The 18,023-nt window shown below is 37.4% G+C and carries 15 protein-coding genes; 4 read left to right on the top strand and 11 right to left on the bottom strand.

The annotated features are described in order from the left end of the window. The first annotated feature begins 13 nt into the window (after positions 1–13). The 3 genes from GFU89_RS03475 to GFU89_RS03485 all read left to right on the top strand — a co-directional run bounded on the left by GFU89_RS03475 (position 14) and on the right by GFU89_RS03485 (position 2,511). Complete coding sequence (locus GFU89_RS03475; RefSeq protein WP_318845819.1) at positions 14–328, top strand: helix-turn-helix domain-containing protein; 315 nt, start codon at positions 14–16, stop codon at positions 326–328. 140 nt (positions 329–468) lie between these two features. Beyond that, entirely contained in the window at positions 469–1,920 is a 1,452-nt protein-coding gene (locus tag GFU89_RS03480; RefSeq protein WP_318845820.1) for a T9SS type A sorting domain-containing protein, read from the top strand. A 39-nt stretch (positions 1,921–1,959) separates the two neighbouring features. Continuing rightward, on the top strand, positions 1,960–2,511 hold the full coding sequence (locus GFU89_RS03485) for a hypothetical protein (RefSeq protein ID WP_318845821.1): 552 nt from the start codon (positions 1,960–1,962) through the stop codon (positions 2,509–2,511). Positions 2,512–2,634: 123 nt separating this feature from the next. On the opposite strand, the gene bioA is transcribed toward GFU89_RS03485, so the two are convergent. The 5 genes from bioA to GFU89_RS03510 all read right to left on the bottom strand — a co-directional run bounded on the left by bioA (position 2,635) and on the right by GFU89_RS03510 (position 7,635). Further along, entirely contained in the window at positions 2,635–3,927 is a 1,293-nt protein-coding gene (gene bioA, locus GFU89_RS03490) for an adenosylmethionine--8-amino-7-oxononanoate transaminase (protein ID WP_318845822.1), read from the bottom strand. Positions 3,928–4,265: 338 nt separating this feature from the next. Further along, a complete protein-coding gene (gene bioB, locus GFU89_RS03495; protein ID WP_318845823.1) occupies positions 4,266–5,249 on the bottom strand; it encodes a biotin synthase BioB in 984 nt (327 codons plus the stop codon). Between the two features lie 2 nt (positions 5,250–5,251). Continuing rightward, a complete protein-coding gene (gene bioD, locus GFU89_RS03500; RefSeq protein ID WP_318845824.1) occupies positions 5,252–5,863 on the bottom strand; it encodes a dethiobiotin synthase in 612 nt (203 codons plus the stop codon). Between the two features lie 46 nt (positions 5,864–5,909). Further along, positions 5,910–6,950: a pyridoxal phosphate-dependent aminotransferase family protein gene (locus GFU89_RS03505; RefSeq protein WP_318845825.1), complete on the bottom strand. Its 1,041-nt coding sequence runs from the start codon at positions 6,948–6,950 to the stop codon at positions 5,910–5,912. 61 nt (positions 6,951–7,011) lie between these two features. Further along, a complete protein-coding gene (locus tag GFU89_RS03510) occupies positions 7,012–7,635 on the bottom strand; it encodes a hypothetical protein (RefSeq protein ID WP_318845826.1) in 624 nt (207 codons plus the stop codon). A 66-nt stretch (positions 7,636–7,701) separates the two neighbouring features. Here GFU89_RS03510 and GFU89_RS03515 point away from each other — a divergent pair, with 66 nt between their 5' ends. Further along, positions 7,702–9,192, top strand: a complete 1,491-nt coding sequence (locus GFU89_RS03515; protein WP_318845827.1) for a PLP-dependent aminotransferase family protein — start codon at positions 7,702–7,704, stop codon at positions 9,190–9,192. Positions 9,193–9,549: 357 nt separating this feature from the next. On the opposite strand, the gene GFU89_RS03520 is transcribed toward GFU89_RS03515, so the two are convergent. Genes GFU89_RS03520 through GFU89_RS03545 form a run of 6 tightly spaced genes read right to left on the bottom strand, consistent with a single transcriptional unit; the run spans position 9,550 to position 18,022 of the window. Next, positions 9,550–10,737, bottom strand: coding sequence for a PepSY-associated TM helix domain-containing protein (locus GFU89_RS03520; RefSeq protein WP_318845828.1), 1,188 nt, complete (start codon positions 10,735–10,737; stop codon positions 9,550–9,552). Between the two features lie 2 nt (positions 10,738–10,739). Next, the gene (locus tag GFU89_RS03525; RefSeq protein WP_318845829.1) at positions 10,740–13,184 is read right to left on the bottom strand and encodes a TonB-dependent receptor; all 2,445 of its coding nucleotides are present in this window, start codon (positions 13,182–13,184) and stop codon (positions 10,740–10,742) included. Beyond that, entirely contained in the window at positions 13,171–14,559 is a 1,389-nt protein-coding gene (locus tag GFU89_RS03530) for an AMP-binding protein (RefSeq protein ID WP_318845830.1), read from the bottom strand. The genes GFU89_RS03525 and GFU89_RS03530 overlap by 14 nt, the downstream gene beginning before the upstream one ends. Before the next feature lie 4 nt (positions 14,560–14,563). Beyond that, complete coding sequence (locus tag GFU89_RS03535; RefSeq protein ID WP_318845831.1) at positions 14,564–14,809, bottom strand: acyl carrier protein; 246 nt, start codon at positions 14,807–14,809, stop codon at positions 14,564–14,566. Position 14,810: 1 nt separating this feature from the next. After that, the gene (locus GFU89_RS03540; protein ID WP_318845832.1) at positions 14,811–16,214 is read right to left on the bottom strand and encodes an MATE family efflux transporter; all 1,404 of its coding nucleotides are present in this window, start codon (positions 16,212–16,214) and stop codon (positions 14,811–14,813) included. Then, positions 16,211–18,022: an IucA/IucC family siderophore biosynthesis protein gene (locus GFU89_RS03545; protein WP_318845833.1), complete on the bottom strand. Its 1,812-nt coding sequence runs from the start codon at positions 18,020–18,022 to the stop codon at positions 16,211–16,213. Before GFU89_RS03545 ends, GFU89_RS03540 begins: the two co-directional genes overlap by 4 nt. Between the last annotated feature and the right edge of the window lies 1 nt (position 18,023).

An 18,023-nucleotide genomic window follows, 5' to 3' on the forward strand; every position in this document is an offset into this window, starting at 1 on the left:
TATTCATTGACTTATGAATTTTGAAGAATTTAAAAACTGTGGATTGAGACGGAGTCTGAATATCCTTTCAGGGAAATGGAAACCGTTGATTCTGCACAATCTTTTTGAAGAAGATAAAGTACGTTTTGTGGAACTTTGGCGAAGCATGCCCCGGGTTTCCAAAAAAGTACTCGCAGAGCAATTGAAACAGCTTGAAGATGACCTTATTATTGAACGGATTGAAGTCTACAATTTTCCGCCCGAAGTATACTACAAGTTAACCGGAAAAGGAAAAAAACTTGGTCCTATTCTTTCTGAGTTACATTTATGGGGAAATGGACTTGGGTAAAGATATGTCTTGTAAAGCAAAAATCTGAGCATCTTTTTACTTTTATAAAATTTTATCATACATTTGAAAACACAACCTAAAAATTATAAACTTACAGGTTACATTATAACCTCAAAAATTTTTATTAAAAAAACCAAACAATGAAAAAACAATTATTATTTGTGTTTACTCTCGTGGCACAAGCTTCCTTTGCACAAATTATTTCTAAAGATCCTACGTTTGCTTCAAACGGAATTCATACTCTTCCAGCAGGAAGCTCATATTTAGGAACGGGAAGCACTTATGCAGGAGAATTAACTGCAGCAACAACTTCAGTATTTTATAAATCCTACAATAACAGCACCAACCAATTAATTATTTCTAAAGCGACAACTTACAGTGGCCCTTTAGATTTGACTTTTGGCACGAATGGTAAAATTGCCTTGAACTACAATGACGGTTCTCTTGTTGGATTTCTAAGACATACCGATGATAAATTAACTTTACTACTCAAGCGATATGACTCTACAAACAGTACATATTATTTGGATGTAGTTCAATTACTTTCCAATGGGCAATTAGACCCTTCATTTGGAAATGGAGGAATAAAGGCATTGGCCAATTTATCCGTTTCTTTTGAATTAACTAATCTTATACAGCAGGGAAATAAAATTCTTGTTTCAGGAATTAGTATGGATTCTTTTGGACAGACTGATTCGAAAACTCATACATTGAGATTAAATTCTGATGGTACATTAGACAATAGCTTTGGGAATAACGGAGAAATACTGACTTATCAACAAAATCCTTTTCAAAGCTCTTATCTTCCTCGTATCATTTTAGATAATCAGTTTAATCTTCTTTTTTTCGGAAATGGCACAATAAAAAAATACACCGTTGACGGACAGCCTATGACTGGTTTTGGTAGCAATGGAGAAGTTTTGTTTAGTGGAGAAGCCAGTATTGTAAAAGTAGATTCTGCTGATAAAATTGTATATGCAAAAAATGACTTATCGTGGCAGACACCACCTGTTTTAGGAAGACTTAATGCCGATGGTACACCAGATACTACATTCAATTATAATGGTATTGTTGGTCTTGAATTTCGGGATATCTATGAAAAAAACGGTTCTTATTATATTGCGGGCTATGCTGAACTCAATAACAGCGGATACACTTATTACTATATTTCTAAGCTTAATCAAAATGGAGCTATTGATCCTGTATTTGGAGAATATATAGAAAATGATCCTAATTTAATTTATCACAGCATTAATTCAATAAAGGTTTTTGATGATAATATCATGGTGAGCACCGATGGAGAAACATTTAATATTGTTAAATATCTTATAAATGGTACTGCCACATTAGCAACAAAAGGAATTATAAAAAATAATCCTGAAATTACTTTTGAAAGTCCTGTAGAACATCATTTAAAGTTTAAATCAAAAGAAAAAATTGATAAAATAGAGATCTATTCTGCTGGTGGAAAATTAATAAAAACCGTAATAGAAAATAAGTCTGATGTTTCTGAACTGTCTGAAGGGGTTTATTTTGCAAAAGCTATTTTTGAAAATGGAAGATTTTCTACAAAAAAACTAATTAAGAAGTAGAAAATATATATATTTAAAAAACTAATAACAATTCTATTAATGAAAAGAATCATCATTGTGATTTCCTTTGTATCAAGTGCATGGGCAGCTGCTCAAATCACACCTCCTCCTATTCAAAGATCTACACTAACATCTCGCGGGCTTACCATCAATTCAAGGAAAGGGACATTAATTGAGAAGAAAATTATTAATGTAGGTAAGTTTAAAAACCTAAATATTCAAAAAATTGTATCGAAAGATACTTCGGATAATTCATCAGAAACTTTTCTGGGGATGATGTATGAATATGAAACTTTTGATGAAATATCGAAAAGGACTCTTAGGATAGATAAGAATGAACTAGGAAAGCTCATTCAGGCTCTTCAGACTGTAGAACAGAAAGAAAATGAAAAATCAAATCAGGAAACCAAATATAAGTTTGTCACCATGAGCGCTATTGAATTCGGAAGTGTTTATCGGGAGAAACTTTCATCCTGGGTCAACTATATAAAAATTCCGTCAAGCCATTATAATCAGAATTTACTTGAATTCAGTAAAGAAGAATTGAAGGAATTGATTGGTATTTTAAAGAAAGCGGAGCAAGAGCTTTAAATGTTTGGTTTAAGACAAGCTGATTAAGCGCTTTAATATTGGGTACATTAAAAAAACCTTATAGATTTTAGAAATCTATAAGGTTTAAAAAATTAAAAAAAATTATTACCTGAAGGGATCTGTTTAATCTCTAAACTGATCCAGAACTTCCATAATATTCTGATATACAAAATCCAATTCTTCGGATGTAATACAATATGGCGGAACCAGATAGATTACATTTCCCAACGGCCTCATAATAATTCCTCTCTGCAAGAATTCATTGTATAACTTCTTCCCTATTTCATTGAAATAAGAAGTACCATTCCCGGTTTTAAAATCGAAAGCGAGGATAGTTCCGATCTGACGAACCTTTTCTACATGAGGATGAAAAGCAAGTGCTTTTGCAAACTCTGAATGTTGATGAGTGATGCGGTTGATATTCATTTGAGTTTCATTTGTCAATAGTATTTCCATACTGGCCAAAGCCGCTGTACAGGCTAAAGGATTGGCTGTAAACGAATGCCCATGAAATAATGTTTTATGACGGTCATCTGAAAGAAAAGCATTGTAAATTTCATCAGAACAGGTGGTGATTCCCATTGGCATGGTTCCTCCTGTTAACCCTTTTGAAAAACACATAATGTCCGGCTTTTCTGTAAGATAATCAGCGGCAAAAAGTTTACCCGTTCTTCCGAATCCTGTAAAAACTTCGTCCTGTACCATAATAACACCTTCTTCTCTGCAGAATTTCATCAGTTGGCTAAGATCTTCTGCTTTGTACATCAGCATTCCAGCTGCACCCTGAACCAATGGTTCATAGATAAAACACGCTGTTTCATCAGCCAGTTCTTTAATTTGTGACTGAAGGCTTTCCATGTTTTCAGCATTGGGTGTATCAATGAAAACGACTTCAAACAGCATGCTTTCAAAAGGTCTTGTCCAAAAGCTTTTTTCACTTACAGACATCGCCCCGAAAGTATCTCCGTGATATGCATTTTTAAAAGCCAGAATTTTCGTTTTCTTCTTTTCCTGATTGTATGCATATTGAATACACATTTTTAAAGCTACTTCAACTGCCGTGGAACCATTATCAGAATAAAAAACCTTCTTCTGGTTGGTTGGCAGAAGCTGTAATAAGTTTTCCGAAAGCTGTACAGCCGGTTCGTGAGTAAATCCTGCGAAAATAACCTGTTCCAGTGTATTTAACTGCTCAAAAACACGTTGTGCAATGTAAGGGTGAGAATGTCCATGCAAAGTAACCCACCATGAAGAAACGACATCCATGTATTTTTTTCCTTCGCTATCATAAAGATAAATTCCTTTTCCTTTTACAATAGGAATAGCATCGTCTGCCGTTTTCATCTGCGTATAGGGATGCCAGTTGACCTTTTTATCTCTTTGCTGGAGGCTGGTTTCTTTTGTTATTGTATTCATGTAATGATGTAAAATGGGGTAATGAGTAATAAGATAATTTGGTTTAATGTTGGATAATTAGGGCGCAAAGTTTTATCATGATTATGATGAATTAAGGCGCAAGAAAATCGAAGATTTTCAGCAAGTGTATGAAGATCGTTTTGGTGTTTCATATAGACCCGTATTCAATTTTATCGGAGATAAAATCTTTGCGTCTTAAAACATTACTTATTACATTTTTTTGCGTCTTTGCGTTTTCCAACCTATATCAGATTAATACAGGTTATAAAAATTCAAAAACCAATTTTGCAATAAACCCTATAATACCTGTAATCCAACTCATCACTCATTATTTATAATTAGCAGCATGTTTCTTTTTTCATCATAGGTTTCAGCCCTAAAGTCTGCAGCATCTGCATATCTTCGGAAACTCCCGGATTAGGCGTCACCAATAATGTTTCTCTTTCTCCTGTGAAAATGGAATTGGCACCTGCCATAAAGCACCATGCCTGCTCTGTTTCTGACATTTCTATACGTCCGGCACTTAGTCTTACCATAGATGAAGGCATTACAATTCTTGCAGTAGCGATCATTCTCACCATTTCCCAGGTATCTACTTTTTCATTATCTTCTAATGGAGTTCCTGCTACTCTTGCTAATGCATTGATGGGAACAGATTCCGGATGTTTTGGCATTGTTGCCAACGTCAGAATCATTGAAATTCTGTCTCTGTGCGTTTCACCAAGCCCGATAATTCCTCCGGAACATACGGTGATTCCTGCCTTTCTTACATTGTTGATGGTATTGATTCTATTGTCAAATGTTCTGGTAGAAATGATTTCTTCATAATACTGCTCAGAAGTGTCAAGATTGTGATTGTAAGCATATAATCCCGCTTCCTGCAGTCTTAAAGCCTGTTCTTCTGTAAGCATTCCTAAAGTACAGCAAACTTCCAGTCCAAGTTCATTTACTCCTTTTACCATATCAATCACCCTGTCAAAATCACGGTTATTACGAACTTCACGCCATGCTGCAGCCATACAGAATCTTGATGATCCGGAATCTTTTGCTTTCTGAGCGTGTGCAATTACTGTTTCTGTAGGTAATAAAGCCTGTACTTTGATATTGGTGTGGTAACGGGCAGCCTGTCCGCAGTAGGAGCAGTCTTCCGGACAGCCTCCCGTTTTGATGGATAGTAAAGTAGAAATCTGTACTTCGGAAGGATCATGCCATTCACGGTGCACAGTCGCAGCTTTATAGATAAGTTCCATTAGAGGTAAATGATAAATTTCTTCAATTTCCTCTTTGGTCCATGTGTTTCTCAATGTTGTTTTAGTATCCATTATCATATTTTTGTTATTGTTAATTGCTTTGCAGCATTTTGTAATGATTCCTTGTCGGTATGATCGATCTCTGGAATCCTTATAATTTTTGTTTCTTTTTCAATAAAATTGCAGATTACTCTTTCTGTATCAGCAGGAAAATCTCCGTTAAGGATCAGGTATTCCAGTTTTATTTTCCTTTGTTGTAAAGCCATGATCGAAAGCAAACTGTGATTGATGCAGCCTAGATAGTTTCTTACAACCAATGCTGTGGGAAGGTTTAATTTTTCTATCAGATCAATCATAAAAGTAGTATCCGAAATGGGGACCATCAGGCCGCCTGCACCTTCTACAATTAGTGGGTTTTCTGTTTCAGGTAATTGAAAATCATTCAGATCTATTGTTATATTTTCTTCTCTTGCAGACTGATGTGGTGATGCGGCCAGCTGTAAACGATGAGTTTCCGGATGACAGGTTGTATGATCTGTCCATGCTTCAATCTTATGACTGTCTGTATGATGCAGATCACCGGATTGTATGGGTTTCCAGTATTCTGCCTTAAAATATTGAACCAAAACGGCTGAACAAACTGTTTTTCCTATTTCGGTTCCTATTCCTGTTATAAATAATTTCATGGGTTTGGGTTCGGGATTCGTGTTGCGTGGTTTGAAAAATTATACTTTAAATAGATTCTTTAATAATCCCTGTCATTTTAATAATTTCTTCTTCTGTATTAAAGCTGTGGAGGCATATTCTAAGGCGTTCACTTCCTGGCTTTACCGTCGGACTGTATATGGCATAGGTTAAAAATCCTTCCTCAGATAAAGTATTCTGTAATGCTTTCAATTTTTGGTTATCCGGGATTAAAATGGCTTGAATCGGGCTTATTTCTGATGACGGGGACTGTAAATTTCTACTTCGGAAAATTTTGATATTATCCTGAAGCTTTTTTGCCAGTTCCTGATGCTGATCCAGAAATTCATACCCTGTTTTTATACTCACCCACTGGAAATCCTGCGCTGAAGTGGTATAAATAAAAGGACTTGCAAAATTCACCAGATAAGATTTCACCGTTTCATTGCAAAGTATTGCTGCTCCATGAGCTCCAAGGGCTTTTCCATAAGTTACAACGGTTGCTAAAACTTTCTTCTGCAATTCATATTTTTCAATCAATCCATATCCAAAAACTCCAAAAGCATGGGCTTCATCAACAATCAAAGAAGCTTTATACTGATCGGCAATCGCCGCAATTTCCTGAACGGGAGCAAAGTCGCCTTCCATCGAATAAAGACTTTCTATGGCGATATAACAATGTCCTCGCTGTCTTTTTAAAATATTCTCAAGATCTTCAAGATCATTATGTTTGAACTTCAGCTTTTTAGCATTTGACAGCTGGCTGGCATCATGCACAGACCGATGAATCTGTTCGTCCACAATAACGGTATCGTGACGACTAGGAAGCGTAGAAAACAAAGCCAGATTAGCATTATATCCAGACGGAAAAAGTAATGCTGATTCAAACTGATGTTTTTGAGCAATAAGACGTTCCACCGAATTGGCAACATCGCTGTTTCCACTGATCAGTCTGGAACCAGTACTTCCTGAAAGCAGTTGAGGATTCTCTGTAATCTTCTGTAACAATATATTTTGAAGCTCTTTACTTTTGGCAAGCCCCAGATAATCATTGGAATAAAAATCAATTCCATCAGATTGAAACCGCAAACACCTTAATGTTCCTTCCTCTTCCCTTTTATCAAGGGACTCCTGAAAACGACAGCTATTGTTAAGCATAGTGAAGCTGAGTAACGTCTTCAGTTATCGCATTGATCCATTCTTCGTGAAGTTCTTTTTCTATGGCCAGGATATGATCTGCATGGTGTTTCCAATCTGGAGCAAATTCATTAAGCTGATTGATCATTTCTTCCAAATGTCCTTCTTCTTCAAGGATAATAGATTTTACCATAATTTTAGAAGAAGCTTCGGTAAGAGCCTCCTGATATACAGGATAAAGCTCATCAGCACGAACTTCAATTGCATATGTTACGAAAAGATAAGCGGCATATCTCAGGTCTACTTTATTGAGTTTGAAAGCCTCCTGAAGATATCTGCAGGCTTTAATATCCAACGAATGAAGATACTGGCTTGTTGCGATAGGAGCCAGAAGCTCGGTGCTTTCATAAGTTTTGCATAATTCAGGATCTATTTTTCCAATCTGTTTTTTAAGGTAGTAAGCATGGCGATGCTCTTCAGCAGCGTGTTTCAACTGGATCTGAGAAACCAAAGTGGGATGTTCACATTTTGATATTTTTCTTGCCCCGGCATTTTCCATAAAAGAAAGGGTGTTCAGCCATTTGGCGTGGATACTTCCTTGCTGCACAATTTTTTTTAACAGATTCTGAAATTCCATAGATTTTTATTTTGATGTCAAAAGTAGTATATTGCCGGATGGTTACATGGTGCCAGTTTTTATATTATGGATAGTCCGGTTAAGATTCCTTATGAAAGTTTTATAAAGATTGATAGAAAATCAGAGACTTCTATTTATCTGCAGATCGCCAATCAGCTGATCAACGCTATTCAGCGAGGTTTTCTACCTTTCGGAACAAAGCTTCCGGGGACAAGAACCTTCAGTGAAATGCTGGAAATCCATAGAAATACAGCGGTTGCGGTGTACGATGAACTGTCGGCTCAGGGCTGGACAGAGAGTTTTCCGAATAAAGGAACATTTGTCATCGGAAAAGATCAGGAAAAACCTGTAAAAGTGAACGATTTTGAGCATAATAACCTTCAAAATTATCCAATAACGACTGGTTTTTCATTCAAAACATCCAATATATTAGATAATCCTTTTGAACATTCTGACTGTGAGTATGTCTTTAATGATGGGGTGCCGGATATCCGTTTAACACAAATCGGGCAGCATTCCCGGTTTTACAGTTCTATTCTGAAACGTAAATCCAACCAAAAAGCTTTAGGACATTATAATCATGACGGAAGTGAATTTTTTAAGGAACATTTATCTCAATACCTGAATCTTTCCCGAGGACTTCCTATTTCTAAGAATAACCTCTTGATCACCCGAAGTACGGAAATGAGTATCTATATTGTTTCCGAAATTCTTCTTTCTGCTGGTGACACTGTATTGGTGGGTGCTTTGAGCTATTTCTCTGTCAATATGATCTTTATGAAAGCCGGGGTTGATATTGCTTCTATTCCCATTGATGAGGAAGGAATTATAGTGGAAAGTGTAAGGGAAGCCTGCAAAAAACAGAAAATACGGATGCTTTATCTTACTCCGCATCACCACTATCCTACCACCGTTGCATTGAGCGCTCAGAGAAGATTTGAATTACTGGAATTGGCCAATGAGTACGGATTTATTATCCTGGAAGACGACTATGATTATGAATTTCATTATGATAAAAGTCCTATTCTTCCTTTAGCTAGTGCTGATACGAACGGAATGGTAATATATATTGGATCTTTCGGGAAATCTTTGGCTCCCGGATTCAGGACAGGGTTTATTGTGGCTCCGGAAAATCTGATGACAGAAATGCGTAAATATCTGGGAATTATTGACCGTCAGGGCGATATTCTGATGGAAAGAGCACTTGGAGAAATGATCGCCGAAGGAGAAATCAACCGTTATCTGAAGAAATCTTTAAAAGTATATCAGGAAAGGCGTGATCATTTTTCCGGACTGCTGGAAGAAAATCTGGGTGAGCTTATTACCTTTCAAAAACCCTCCGGAGGGTTGGCGGTTTGGATGGAATGGAATATTCCACTAAATCTGATGCAGCTTAGCCGAAATTGTGCGAAAGACAATCTTTTCATTCCTAAAACATTATTGTACCAGAATAAAGGGCTTACTGCAATGCGTTTGGGTTTTGGAGATCTTAATTTTGAAGAAATGAATAAAGGGATTGAAGTCTTTTCAAAAAACGTGAAGGGATTAGTTGGTTGATGAATAGTTTGCTTATTTTTTAGTTTTAGAACGCAAAGGTGCAAAAGAGATGAAGAGAACTTGTTTTAAGGCGCGAGGATTTTATCTCCGATAAAATTGATTGAGGATATTTAAAAATAGAAATTGTACAATCTTTTACATTAATTATTTTTAACCACAACAGGCACAAAAGTCTTGAACAGGTAAGTTTTAAGAGCCTGATTTACGTTAAACAAGTACACATGAGTTTATAGAAAATATTTGATTTTCATCTTATGCGAACTTTTCTGCGCACCTTTTTAAACTTATTTAAACGGTTAAAATAAAATCTTTTGTGACTTTTGTGGTTAAAAAAAAGCCCCTTTCCAGAGGCTTTTATTAATGATGAGAAGGAAAAACTACTTTGTTTTTCTTATGTTTTGGTTTCTTCTTTTTCTTATTTAAATAAATAATAAAACCGGTAATCGGGAGTGATGCTGCAATGATAGCAGCGAGAAAATAAATAATTCTGCTGGCCAATCCTAAGATACTTCCGGTGTGAAGATCATAATTTCTTTCTCTTAATGCGGTTCCATATCCGATATTTTTGTTTTTATAAGACTGAGATTTTAAAACGTCTCCTGAATATTGATCAAAATTAAATTGTTCGTTGCGATATTGTCTGCCGTCATAAGTCAGCTCTGCATAATAAGTCCCTTCTTCTGATCTCGGGAAATTGATAAGCGCTGATTTTTTACCAGGAAGACCTTTTTCCATAGTATTTCCAATCAGATTGAGGATATTTCCCTGGTTGGAAAATTCTTCGGAAGGAACAGTACTTTTGGCTTTCTTTTCTATAGGAGTATTTCCGTTTAATGTATTCTTTACCCATTTGTCTACATCTTCAAAGCTCCATATCAATGCGGAATAAGAGATTAAGAGTAAAGGAATTACGGCATAGAATCCCAATACATTATGAGCGTCATAGTTGATTCTCTTCCAATTGGCGGATGTTTTAATGAAAAACATTCCTTTCAGCATGGCTTTACTCATTTTGCGGGGATACCATATCACAAGCCCCGATAAAAGGATTACAGCTAATATCAATGTGGAATATCCTGTAATGGTTTTTCCTATTTTTTCACCCAGCAAAAGCCTTCTGTGAAGATCCAGCACAATTTCAAAAAAATCCTTTTTGGCATCTTCCACTTCCTGTACTTTTCCGGTGTAAGGATCTACATAAATCCTATAATAATAAAGATAAGTTCCCCAATAGGTCAATGCTTCGTCGTCCATTTTAAGAGTTCGGAAGATATAGGTTCGTGAGGGATCGGAAGAGATCACTACTCTTTTGATCTTCAATCCTTCTGGAAGTGCTTTTTCTGCTTTTTCCGTAAGTTGAGACAATTCAAGTTTTTTTCTTCCAATGTTTTCAACGTAATATCTGTTGGGGTGAATAATATGTTTTAATTCTTCTTCAAAAGCCAGGATACATCCAGTAGCGGCCATGATAACAACTATAAGCCCGGACGTTAGTCCGAGCCATAGATGTAACTGATATGCAATTTTTCTAAACTTTAACTTCATTCTTAAAATTTAAAGCTTACCTCAGCAACAAAATTACGAGGCATCTGAGCTACTACAACTCCCTGTCCTGCAAAATATTGTACATTACCCAGATTATTCATTTTAAATCCTAATCTGTATCTTTCTTTTTCAAGGGAAATGGAAGCATTCACTAAAGTATAGGCAGGGAATGCAAACTGTCCCGTAACGACTTTATTTCCGGTAATCTGCTTTCCTACACGGTTTACTCCAAAACCTACTCCCAGTCCCTGAAGACCTCTGATAGGAAGAATATAGCTGATCCATGAATTGAACACATTCGCAGGACCTGCAGATTCTGGACGACGTCCTTCTACAGCCGGATCTGCTTTTTCATATCGGCTGTGGTTATAGGCATATCCCGCCATAATATTTAATCCCTGAATAGGATTCATGATGGTTTCGATTTCAATACCTTTACTTCTCTGCGTCCCATCCTGGACCACAATATTATATTCCTTTCCATCACGGATAACCCCGCTTCCTCTCTGTATATTATCTACTAAAATATCATAGTAGCTCACCGTGAAATTAACTTTGTTTCTCCAAAGATTCCCTTTGATTCCTACTTCCCACTGGTTAGCCATCTGTGGTTTCATATCTCCGCTAATGTCAGGAAGCTGCTGTACAACAGGTGCTGTATAGCTGAACCCATTCATATAGTTACCATAAGCAGACAGCTGATCTTTAAGGATTTGATAGACAACACCTACCTTTGGAGACCATGCGGTCTGTTTGAATTCTCCTGCACGTTTGTTATCATTCAGATTAAGCTGTCCTTTACTTTCATAATGGTCCATACGCAAACTGATCAATGTAGTCAAACGGTCGGTAATATGGGTTACATTTGAAATATAAGCTCCATAAAGATTGGATGCTGTGGTATTTCTCACCAAAGGTGTTTTACCTGCTGAAATTGCTGCCTGAGTAACTGCCTGGATTTTCTGAAGGGCAAGATCTTTAGAAATGCTTCCATAACTTCCTGTCAGGTTTTGTCCGTCCACATTATCAAATACCACAATCGGAGAATGGTTATTGTTGATCGTCTGATTCAAATAATCTAATCCGATCAACACTTTATTTTTAACCTTTCCAATGTTGAATTCTCCATTAAAGTTCTGCTGAACACTTGTAGAAGAAGCTTCAGAATTCTGCCACTGTACATTACGCTCAAGTGTGGCATCATTTAAAGTTCCTCTGATAAACTGATATTGGTACAAGCCTTCTGTTTTTCTGAAGTTTCTTGAAAGTAAGGTTTGTGAAGTCCATTTATCTGCAATTTTGTAGACAGCTTCAGCTTTTACATTGATAGACGGAGCTTTTAAGGTCATATCATTATTGGAGTAAGATCTTTTCCAATCGAAGCCTAGTTCATCCGGATTGTGAGCGAAATACGCTCTTGTTCTTGGAAGGAAAATAATTGGAGTATTGGTTCCTTCATAATTGTAAATCTGAGCTCCTAAATTAAATTTAAGCCTTTCGTTAACCTGATAACTAATTGTAGGGGCTACAAAGAATGATTTTCTGAATTCAGAATCTCTGAAACCATTCTGATATTGGTAAGCAGCATTCAAACGGAATAACATATTTCTGGATTCTGTAATCGGGCCGTAAACATCAGCTGTTACACGGTTCAGGTTGTAGCTTCCCATCAAATAAGACGCTTCTCCTCCGAAATAGTCTTTCGGTTTTTTGGTTACAGAATTGATCAGACCTCCAAACGAAGTTACTGCACCTCCGTACAATGTTCCTGAAGGTCCTTTGATCACTTCCAGACGTTCAAGATCAGCAGGATCTATTTCTCCGTTGGTAGTTGCCGGAACACCGTCTACCATAGATACCTTGGTAGGAAAACCTCTAAGGCTGTAGTAGAAACTTCCGTCTCCGGAACCTCTTCCCGGACTTCCCTGCATTTTTACCATACCCGGAACGTTTTTCAATACTTCCGAAATATCGTAAGTAAGCTGTTCTTTCATGATCTGCTGGTTGATGCTTGTGTAAGCCTGTGGATTTTCAAGAACTTTCAAAGGCATTTTAGCCACTGAAGTACTGTCTCTATCCAAAAATTTATTTCTGCTCACTGCGTATACAGTAATTCCCTCAATCACATTATTGTGTAATGGAGCGTAAATCGCAGGAATTTCGTTGACATCTTTCTGAATGTGAATAGATTCCCTCATCAGTTCGATATCATTTAAAACCACCTGAAGCGTATATTCTCCAGGTGGTACATTTTCAAAGTAATATTCTCCTAAATTATTGGTTTTTGCCTGATAAGACGTGTTGACAAGTCTCAAAATAGCATTTTTTACTGGTGCCTGTTCAGTCAGCATGATCTTACCATGAATTCTGTCGCCCTGTTGTGCAGAAAGCGAGTTTGAAGATAAAGCAAGACCAAGAAGTAATATAAGGGTTTTAGATGTTTTCATGCTGTAAGTTTTGTAACAGGGGATAGTTTATTTTACCGTTTTGTGATAATGGGAATGATTCTATAAGTTCGGTGCGTACATATTGTGGGTTGATACGCAGTTTGTTTTTAATGATTTCGGTGATGTTCTGAGGATCAATATCCTGATTGTCATACAATACCACGATTTTTTTATCATTGGCATTCAGACATACGAAGGTATTGCCCTGCATTTCATTTTTAAGAATAAATTCTACCTCATCCAGATTCAGACGTATTCCGAAAAGCTTCATGATACGTTTTATTCTTCCTGTGATGTAATAAATTCCGTTTTCTCCTTTTCTGGCGGTATCTCCGGTATGCAGTACAGAAGGCTGTTCATACGTCGTCAAATCTTCTAGTTTATTGGCATAACCTCCGAAAATACTGGAATGTGAGAATAGAAGTTCATCGGTTTCAGAATCAATTCTGAAGCTTCCATTGTGTACGGGAGTTCCGATAGAAGTTTCTCCCTCCAGCAATCCTTCTGTTGTAAGATAAGCCATTCTTCCTCCTGCTTCGGTCTGGCCATATTGGGCAAAGAAATCTTTCTTAAATTCATGACAGTAAGAGAAAATAGTTTTTCTCAATTCAGCGTTAATTACTCCTCCGGTATGGGTAAAATATCTGAGACTTGGAGAATCTTTTCTGAAAAATCCTATTCTGTTCAGGTTTTCATAGAGAAAAGGAACTCCGCCCAAAGTACTGTAACTGTATTCTTCCATTTCATCCCAGAATGCTTTCTGCATAATGTCCTTATCTGTACAGACAATTCTTGCAGCACGCATACAGTTGGTGGTGAAAATAGAGAATCCGTATACAAAGTTGATAGGAACGTTTAAAGGAACCACATCGGATTCCTGAACGGGCATGTACTGAAGGATGCTCAAAGCATTTTGATAAAGACTTTCATCAGATAATTTAACCAGCTTCGGAACACCAGTAGTTCCTGAAGTACTCAAAAGGATTTTGATGTCAGGATGAATCGTAACTTCACTCTTATAATCATCCTTTGCAAAAATTCTGATATGGTCTGAGAATTCTTTCAGGCTGTATCCTTCAATTTTTTCTCTTTGCTGATCAAAGATGTATTTCGGACGGTACTCCGCCTCAATACGTTCTTTGAATTCCTCATGCAGTTTCTGTCCCAGTACTGCAATCGTGTGGGCTGTTCCGTAAAAATTGAGAAGTACCTCAATGCCGGGCAGCTGATTGTCATTGTACAAAAAGAGCAGGCCTTTTTCTACGGGGTTTAAGCCTAAAGACCGGTACAGTGTTCCCACCGGTATTGTTTTACCGGTGGAAGCATCTGTAAACTCCAAGTTCTTATTGGCAATTACATTTTCTAAAATTTTCATATGCTTAGTTTTCTACGAATACTTCGTATTTTTTCATTTTTTCGCGGATCTTTCCGACGGTTCCCATCTCAAGAATATCATTAAAATCAAATTTGATCTGATAAAACTGTTCAAGCGCTTCTACGATAAGAAGATGAGACATAGAATCCCATTCCGGGATTTCCTGATACGTTAGTTTTTCATCTACCAGTTCTTTTTTTATAGCGATGGCAGAGGCGATAATTTCATAAAATTCTTTTGTAGTGTTCATTTTAAATTTTTATAGTTTTCCATTTTCCATTTCTAAAAATCATTAGGAATAACACAGCTAAAACAATCTCCGAAGAAACGATAGCGGTAAATATCCCTCTCAGTTCCCACTGAAATCTTACTCCTAAGAGATAAGCCAGAGGAAGCTGAATCACATAAAACATCACCAGGTACAATAGTGTAACCTGCAGAATGTTTCCGGCAGCATTCAGAGCACGGCTGATCACCATCGTGAATCCTAACAGCAGGTAAGCCATAGAAACCACATGGATGTATTGAACCGCGTATCTAGCAACTTCAGGTTCGGTAGTGAAAAATTTCACCACATATTCAGCAGCAATCTGCCAGAATAAGGCTACAATTACCAGATAAGTCATGTTGATGGTTCCTGCTCTCCAGACTGTTTTTTCCGCACGCTCCGGTTCTCCGGCACCCAGATTCTGTCCTGTAAGCACTCCTGCTGCATTCCCTATTCCCCAGGCAGGCATCGTAGCTACCGAAGCAATACGCTGGGCAATAATATATCCTGCCAGAGCTGTTGTTCCGAAAGTAGAGATGATCTTCACCATAATCAGCCAGCTAGATGTTGGAATGATATACTGAACCAATCCTCCAAAGGCTATTTTCAGAATCTTCTGCAACAATGGGATATCAAGATGAAAAGGAACTCTGATGCTGATGCTGGTTTTTCCTGTGACTAATATGAAAGCCTGGTATAAAACTCCTAATGTTCTTGATAAAACCGTAGCATATGCCAATCCCATCAATCCGAAAGCAGGAATAAATCCTAATCCGAAAACAAGGATTACTGCAAAGATGATATTGGAGATATGGCAGATCCAAAGTGATTTCATAGCAATATCGGCATCACCAGCTCCTCTGAAAAGTCCATTTACCGAAAGTCTTAGAATCACAAGTCCTATGCTCAGGAAGACCAATTTTGAAAATGATATTCCATCAACTACTGCACTGGCGTTCACTCCCAGGAAATCGACAATTTCTGATGCGAAAATACATGAGATCCCACCAATAAATAAAGCAAAGAATAAAGCCAGCAGGATAATGTATTGAGCCGTTCTCCCCATTCCTTCTTTATCCTTTTCACCCGCTCTTCTTGCAATAAGTGTAGCTGCTGCAATACCAAGTCCTACTGCGATGGCATAAGCAAAATTGATGTAGTTGTCTGTGATCCCTACAAGTCCCAGAACTTTGTCTCCTAATCTGGCAATAATCAATAAATTGACGCTTACAAAGACAGACTCCATCACAAGCTCCATCACCATAGGAATGGCAAGGCTAAAGATGGAACGGTTGATGCTTCCGGAAGTCAGCTCGACTTTTTTTCCGGCGATAGCTCCATAGGCAAAAACCGCTCCTTCTTTTAGTATATGCAGGAATTTCCTCATACTGCTGCTACTGAATTTTTATTGGCAATCTGATACAGTGGATTAGGCAGTGCTCCGTCCTTTCTCGGGATGGCAAAAGCTTTATTTTCACTGTAACCATTATTTTTCAGACGCAGACTGTTGATATAAAATCTTTTGAATGTCGGCACGTACAGATCATACTTTTCGTAACGTTCCTGAAGGTGGGTATTTTCAGCTTTATAGTTTTCTACACAGTTGTGAACCAGTTCCCAGAATTTTTCTTCCTTAAAGTCTGAATAGGTGTGTAATGCATTTGACAGATATCTGAAGAAAGCATCAAAAACACCCAGCAAAATAAACAACGGGATATTTTCTTTGTTGGAAGACTGAATCAGACCATCTGCAAGGTGTGCAGGAAGCTTTTCTCTGGCTTCAGTGGTCAAAACAATATCATCTACAAAGTCTTTAATCACAATTCTTTGCGGAACTCCGTTTTTCAAAACAACCATAATATTTTCTCCGTGTGGAGTTACACATAATGAATGCGTGTAATAGATATGCAGCAAAGGCGTAAGATATGCATCGAGATAGCTTTCAATCCATTCTTTGATACTCACACCTGCTTTTTCTGCAAATGCCTGAACTAATGGAACTCCGTTTTCGTCTACATACAGTAAAGAGGCCATCGTTACCATTTGCTCATCTTCTTTCAGATAATTTTCAGCACTTTCTCTCCATAATGCTCCAAGGAATTCATTATATTGATAGGGAACGCTGGCAATAGCTCCGTATTGTGGGTGCAAATAAGTAATGGCTGCTTCTTCTCCTAAGAAAATAGTTTCTTTATTTTCAAGGTATGCATCACCTTTGATTAAGCCTTTTACCCAATCCGTAATGGCTGGAGCAATTTTCATCTGCTTAGGCGATAATCCTCTGATATTTCCTGTACTCAGAATAGAAACAGCCGTTTTCAAATATCTTTTCTTCGGATGATCTACATTGAATAAAGTACGGATACTCTGCTGCGGGCTATAGGTATCACTTCCCTCTCCCAATTGGATTAAAAGTCCGGAAGCAATATCTCCTGCAAAATGGATCTGAAGCTTGTGCTCCCATTGCCAAGGGTGCACAGGAATAAAGTGATAATCTTCAATATTTTTGCCTTTGCTGATCAGTTGCTGCTGAAAATCATTATACAGTATATCTCCTATTTCGGAACGATAAAACTGCTCTCTGTCAATATGTTCCAAAGATTGGAATGAAGATCTGCTTTTATGGGATGCCAGCCAGATTACTTTTAAATTCTCATCTGCTTCAGGGGCAAATGTTTTCAAATCTCTTGGAGAAAAACCTAATCGGCTTTTATTTACAATTACCCACGGATGTCCGGTCATATTGTGTTCTACCGTCTGATAATCTGCATCAGCAAGGTCTTTTGAAGACATTACTCCTTTTGATAAAATCAAAGAATCACAATACAGCGTATGCAGTAACTCTTCTGTATATCTTGCAATGGTATAAGGATCTAAATCAAAAACAGACTGCATTTCCAGGAAGAAAGCCGCTACATCTACTGAAGACAAATCTTCACCGTTTTCGGTTTTTGTAATACTGTTTTTATCAATATACCAGTAATCCATCATTCTTTCCTGTCCGCGGAAGCTGTAGGTAATATTTTCAAATCCTGTTTCAAGTTTGAAAACGGTATATCCGTCCTGATCTTCAAAAGTTACCACAGGTTTCAGAAGCTCTTCATGCATCAGTTCTGCGATGGTTTTGGCCATTAGATTTCTGTTAGCCTGATTCCAGTTGTCCTGGCTTATTGTATTTTTTAAGTTGGTGTTCATT

Origin of the sequence: Chryseobacterium sp. JV558, assembly GCF_033712365.1 — a bacterium.
In the GTDB taxonomy this organism is placed as follows: domain Bacteria; phylum Bacteroidota; class Bacteroidia; order Flavobacteriales; family Weeksellaceae; genus Chryseobacterium.

Excerpts from the sequence above, each read along its gene's own strand:
- GFU89_RS03475 (WP_318845819.1), top strand. The coding sequence starts at position 14 with ATGAATTTTGAAGAATTTAAAAACTGTGGATTGAGACGGAGTCTGAAT.
- GFU89_RS03480 (WP_318845820.1), top strand. The coding sequence starts at position 469 with ATGAAAAAACAATTATTATTTGTGTTTACTCTCGTGGCACAAGCTTCC.
- GFU89_RS03485 (WP_318845821.1), top strand. The coding sequence starts at position 1,960 with ATGAAAAGAATCATCATTGTGATTTCCTTTGTATCAAGTGCATGGGCA.
- bioA (WP_318845822.1), bottom strand. The coding sequence starts at position 3,927 with ATGAATACAATAACAAAAGAAACCAGCCTCCAGCAAAGAGATAAAAAG.
- bioB (WP_318845823.1), bottom strand. The coding sequence starts at position 5,249 with ATGGATACTAAAACAACATTGAGAAACACATGGACCAAAGAGGAAATT.
- bioD (WP_318845824.1), bottom strand. The coding sequence starts at position 5,863 with ATGAAATTATTTATAACAGGAATAGGAACCGAAATAGGAAAAACAGTT.
- GFU89_RS03510 (WP_318845826.1), bottom strand. The coding sequence starts at position 7,635 with ATGGAATTTCAGAATCTGTTAAAAAAAATTGTGCAGCAAGGAAGTATC.
- GFU89_RS03515 (WP_318845827.1), top strand. The coding sequence starts at position 7,702 with ATGGATAGTCCGGTTAAGATTCCTTATGAAAGTTTTATAAAGATTGAT.
- GFU89_RS03520 (WP_318845828.1), bottom strand. The coding sequence starts at position 10,737 with ATGAAGTTAAAGTTTAGAAAAATTGCATATCAGTTACATCTATGGCTC.
- GFU89_RS03525 (WP_318845829.1), bottom strand. The coding sequence starts at position 13,184 with ATGAAAACATCTAAAACCCTTATATTACTTCTTGGTCTTGCTTTATCT.
- GFU89_RS03530 (WP_318845830.1), bottom strand. The coding sequence starts at position 14,559 with ATGAAAATTTTAGAAAATGTAATTGCCAATAAGAACTTGGAGTTTACA.
- GFU89_RS03535 (WP_318845831.1), bottom strand. The coding sequence starts at position 14,809 with ATGAACACTACAAAAGAATTTTATGAAATTATCGCCTCTGCCATCGCT.
- GFU89_RS03540 (WP_318845832.1), bottom strand. The coding sequence starts at position 16,214 with ATGAGGAAATTCCTGCATATACTAAAAGAAGGAGCGGTTTTTGCCTAT.
- GFU89_RS03545 (WP_318845833.1), bottom strand. The coding sequence starts at position 18,022 with ATGAACACCAACTTAAAAAATACAATAAGCCAGGACAACTGGAATCAG.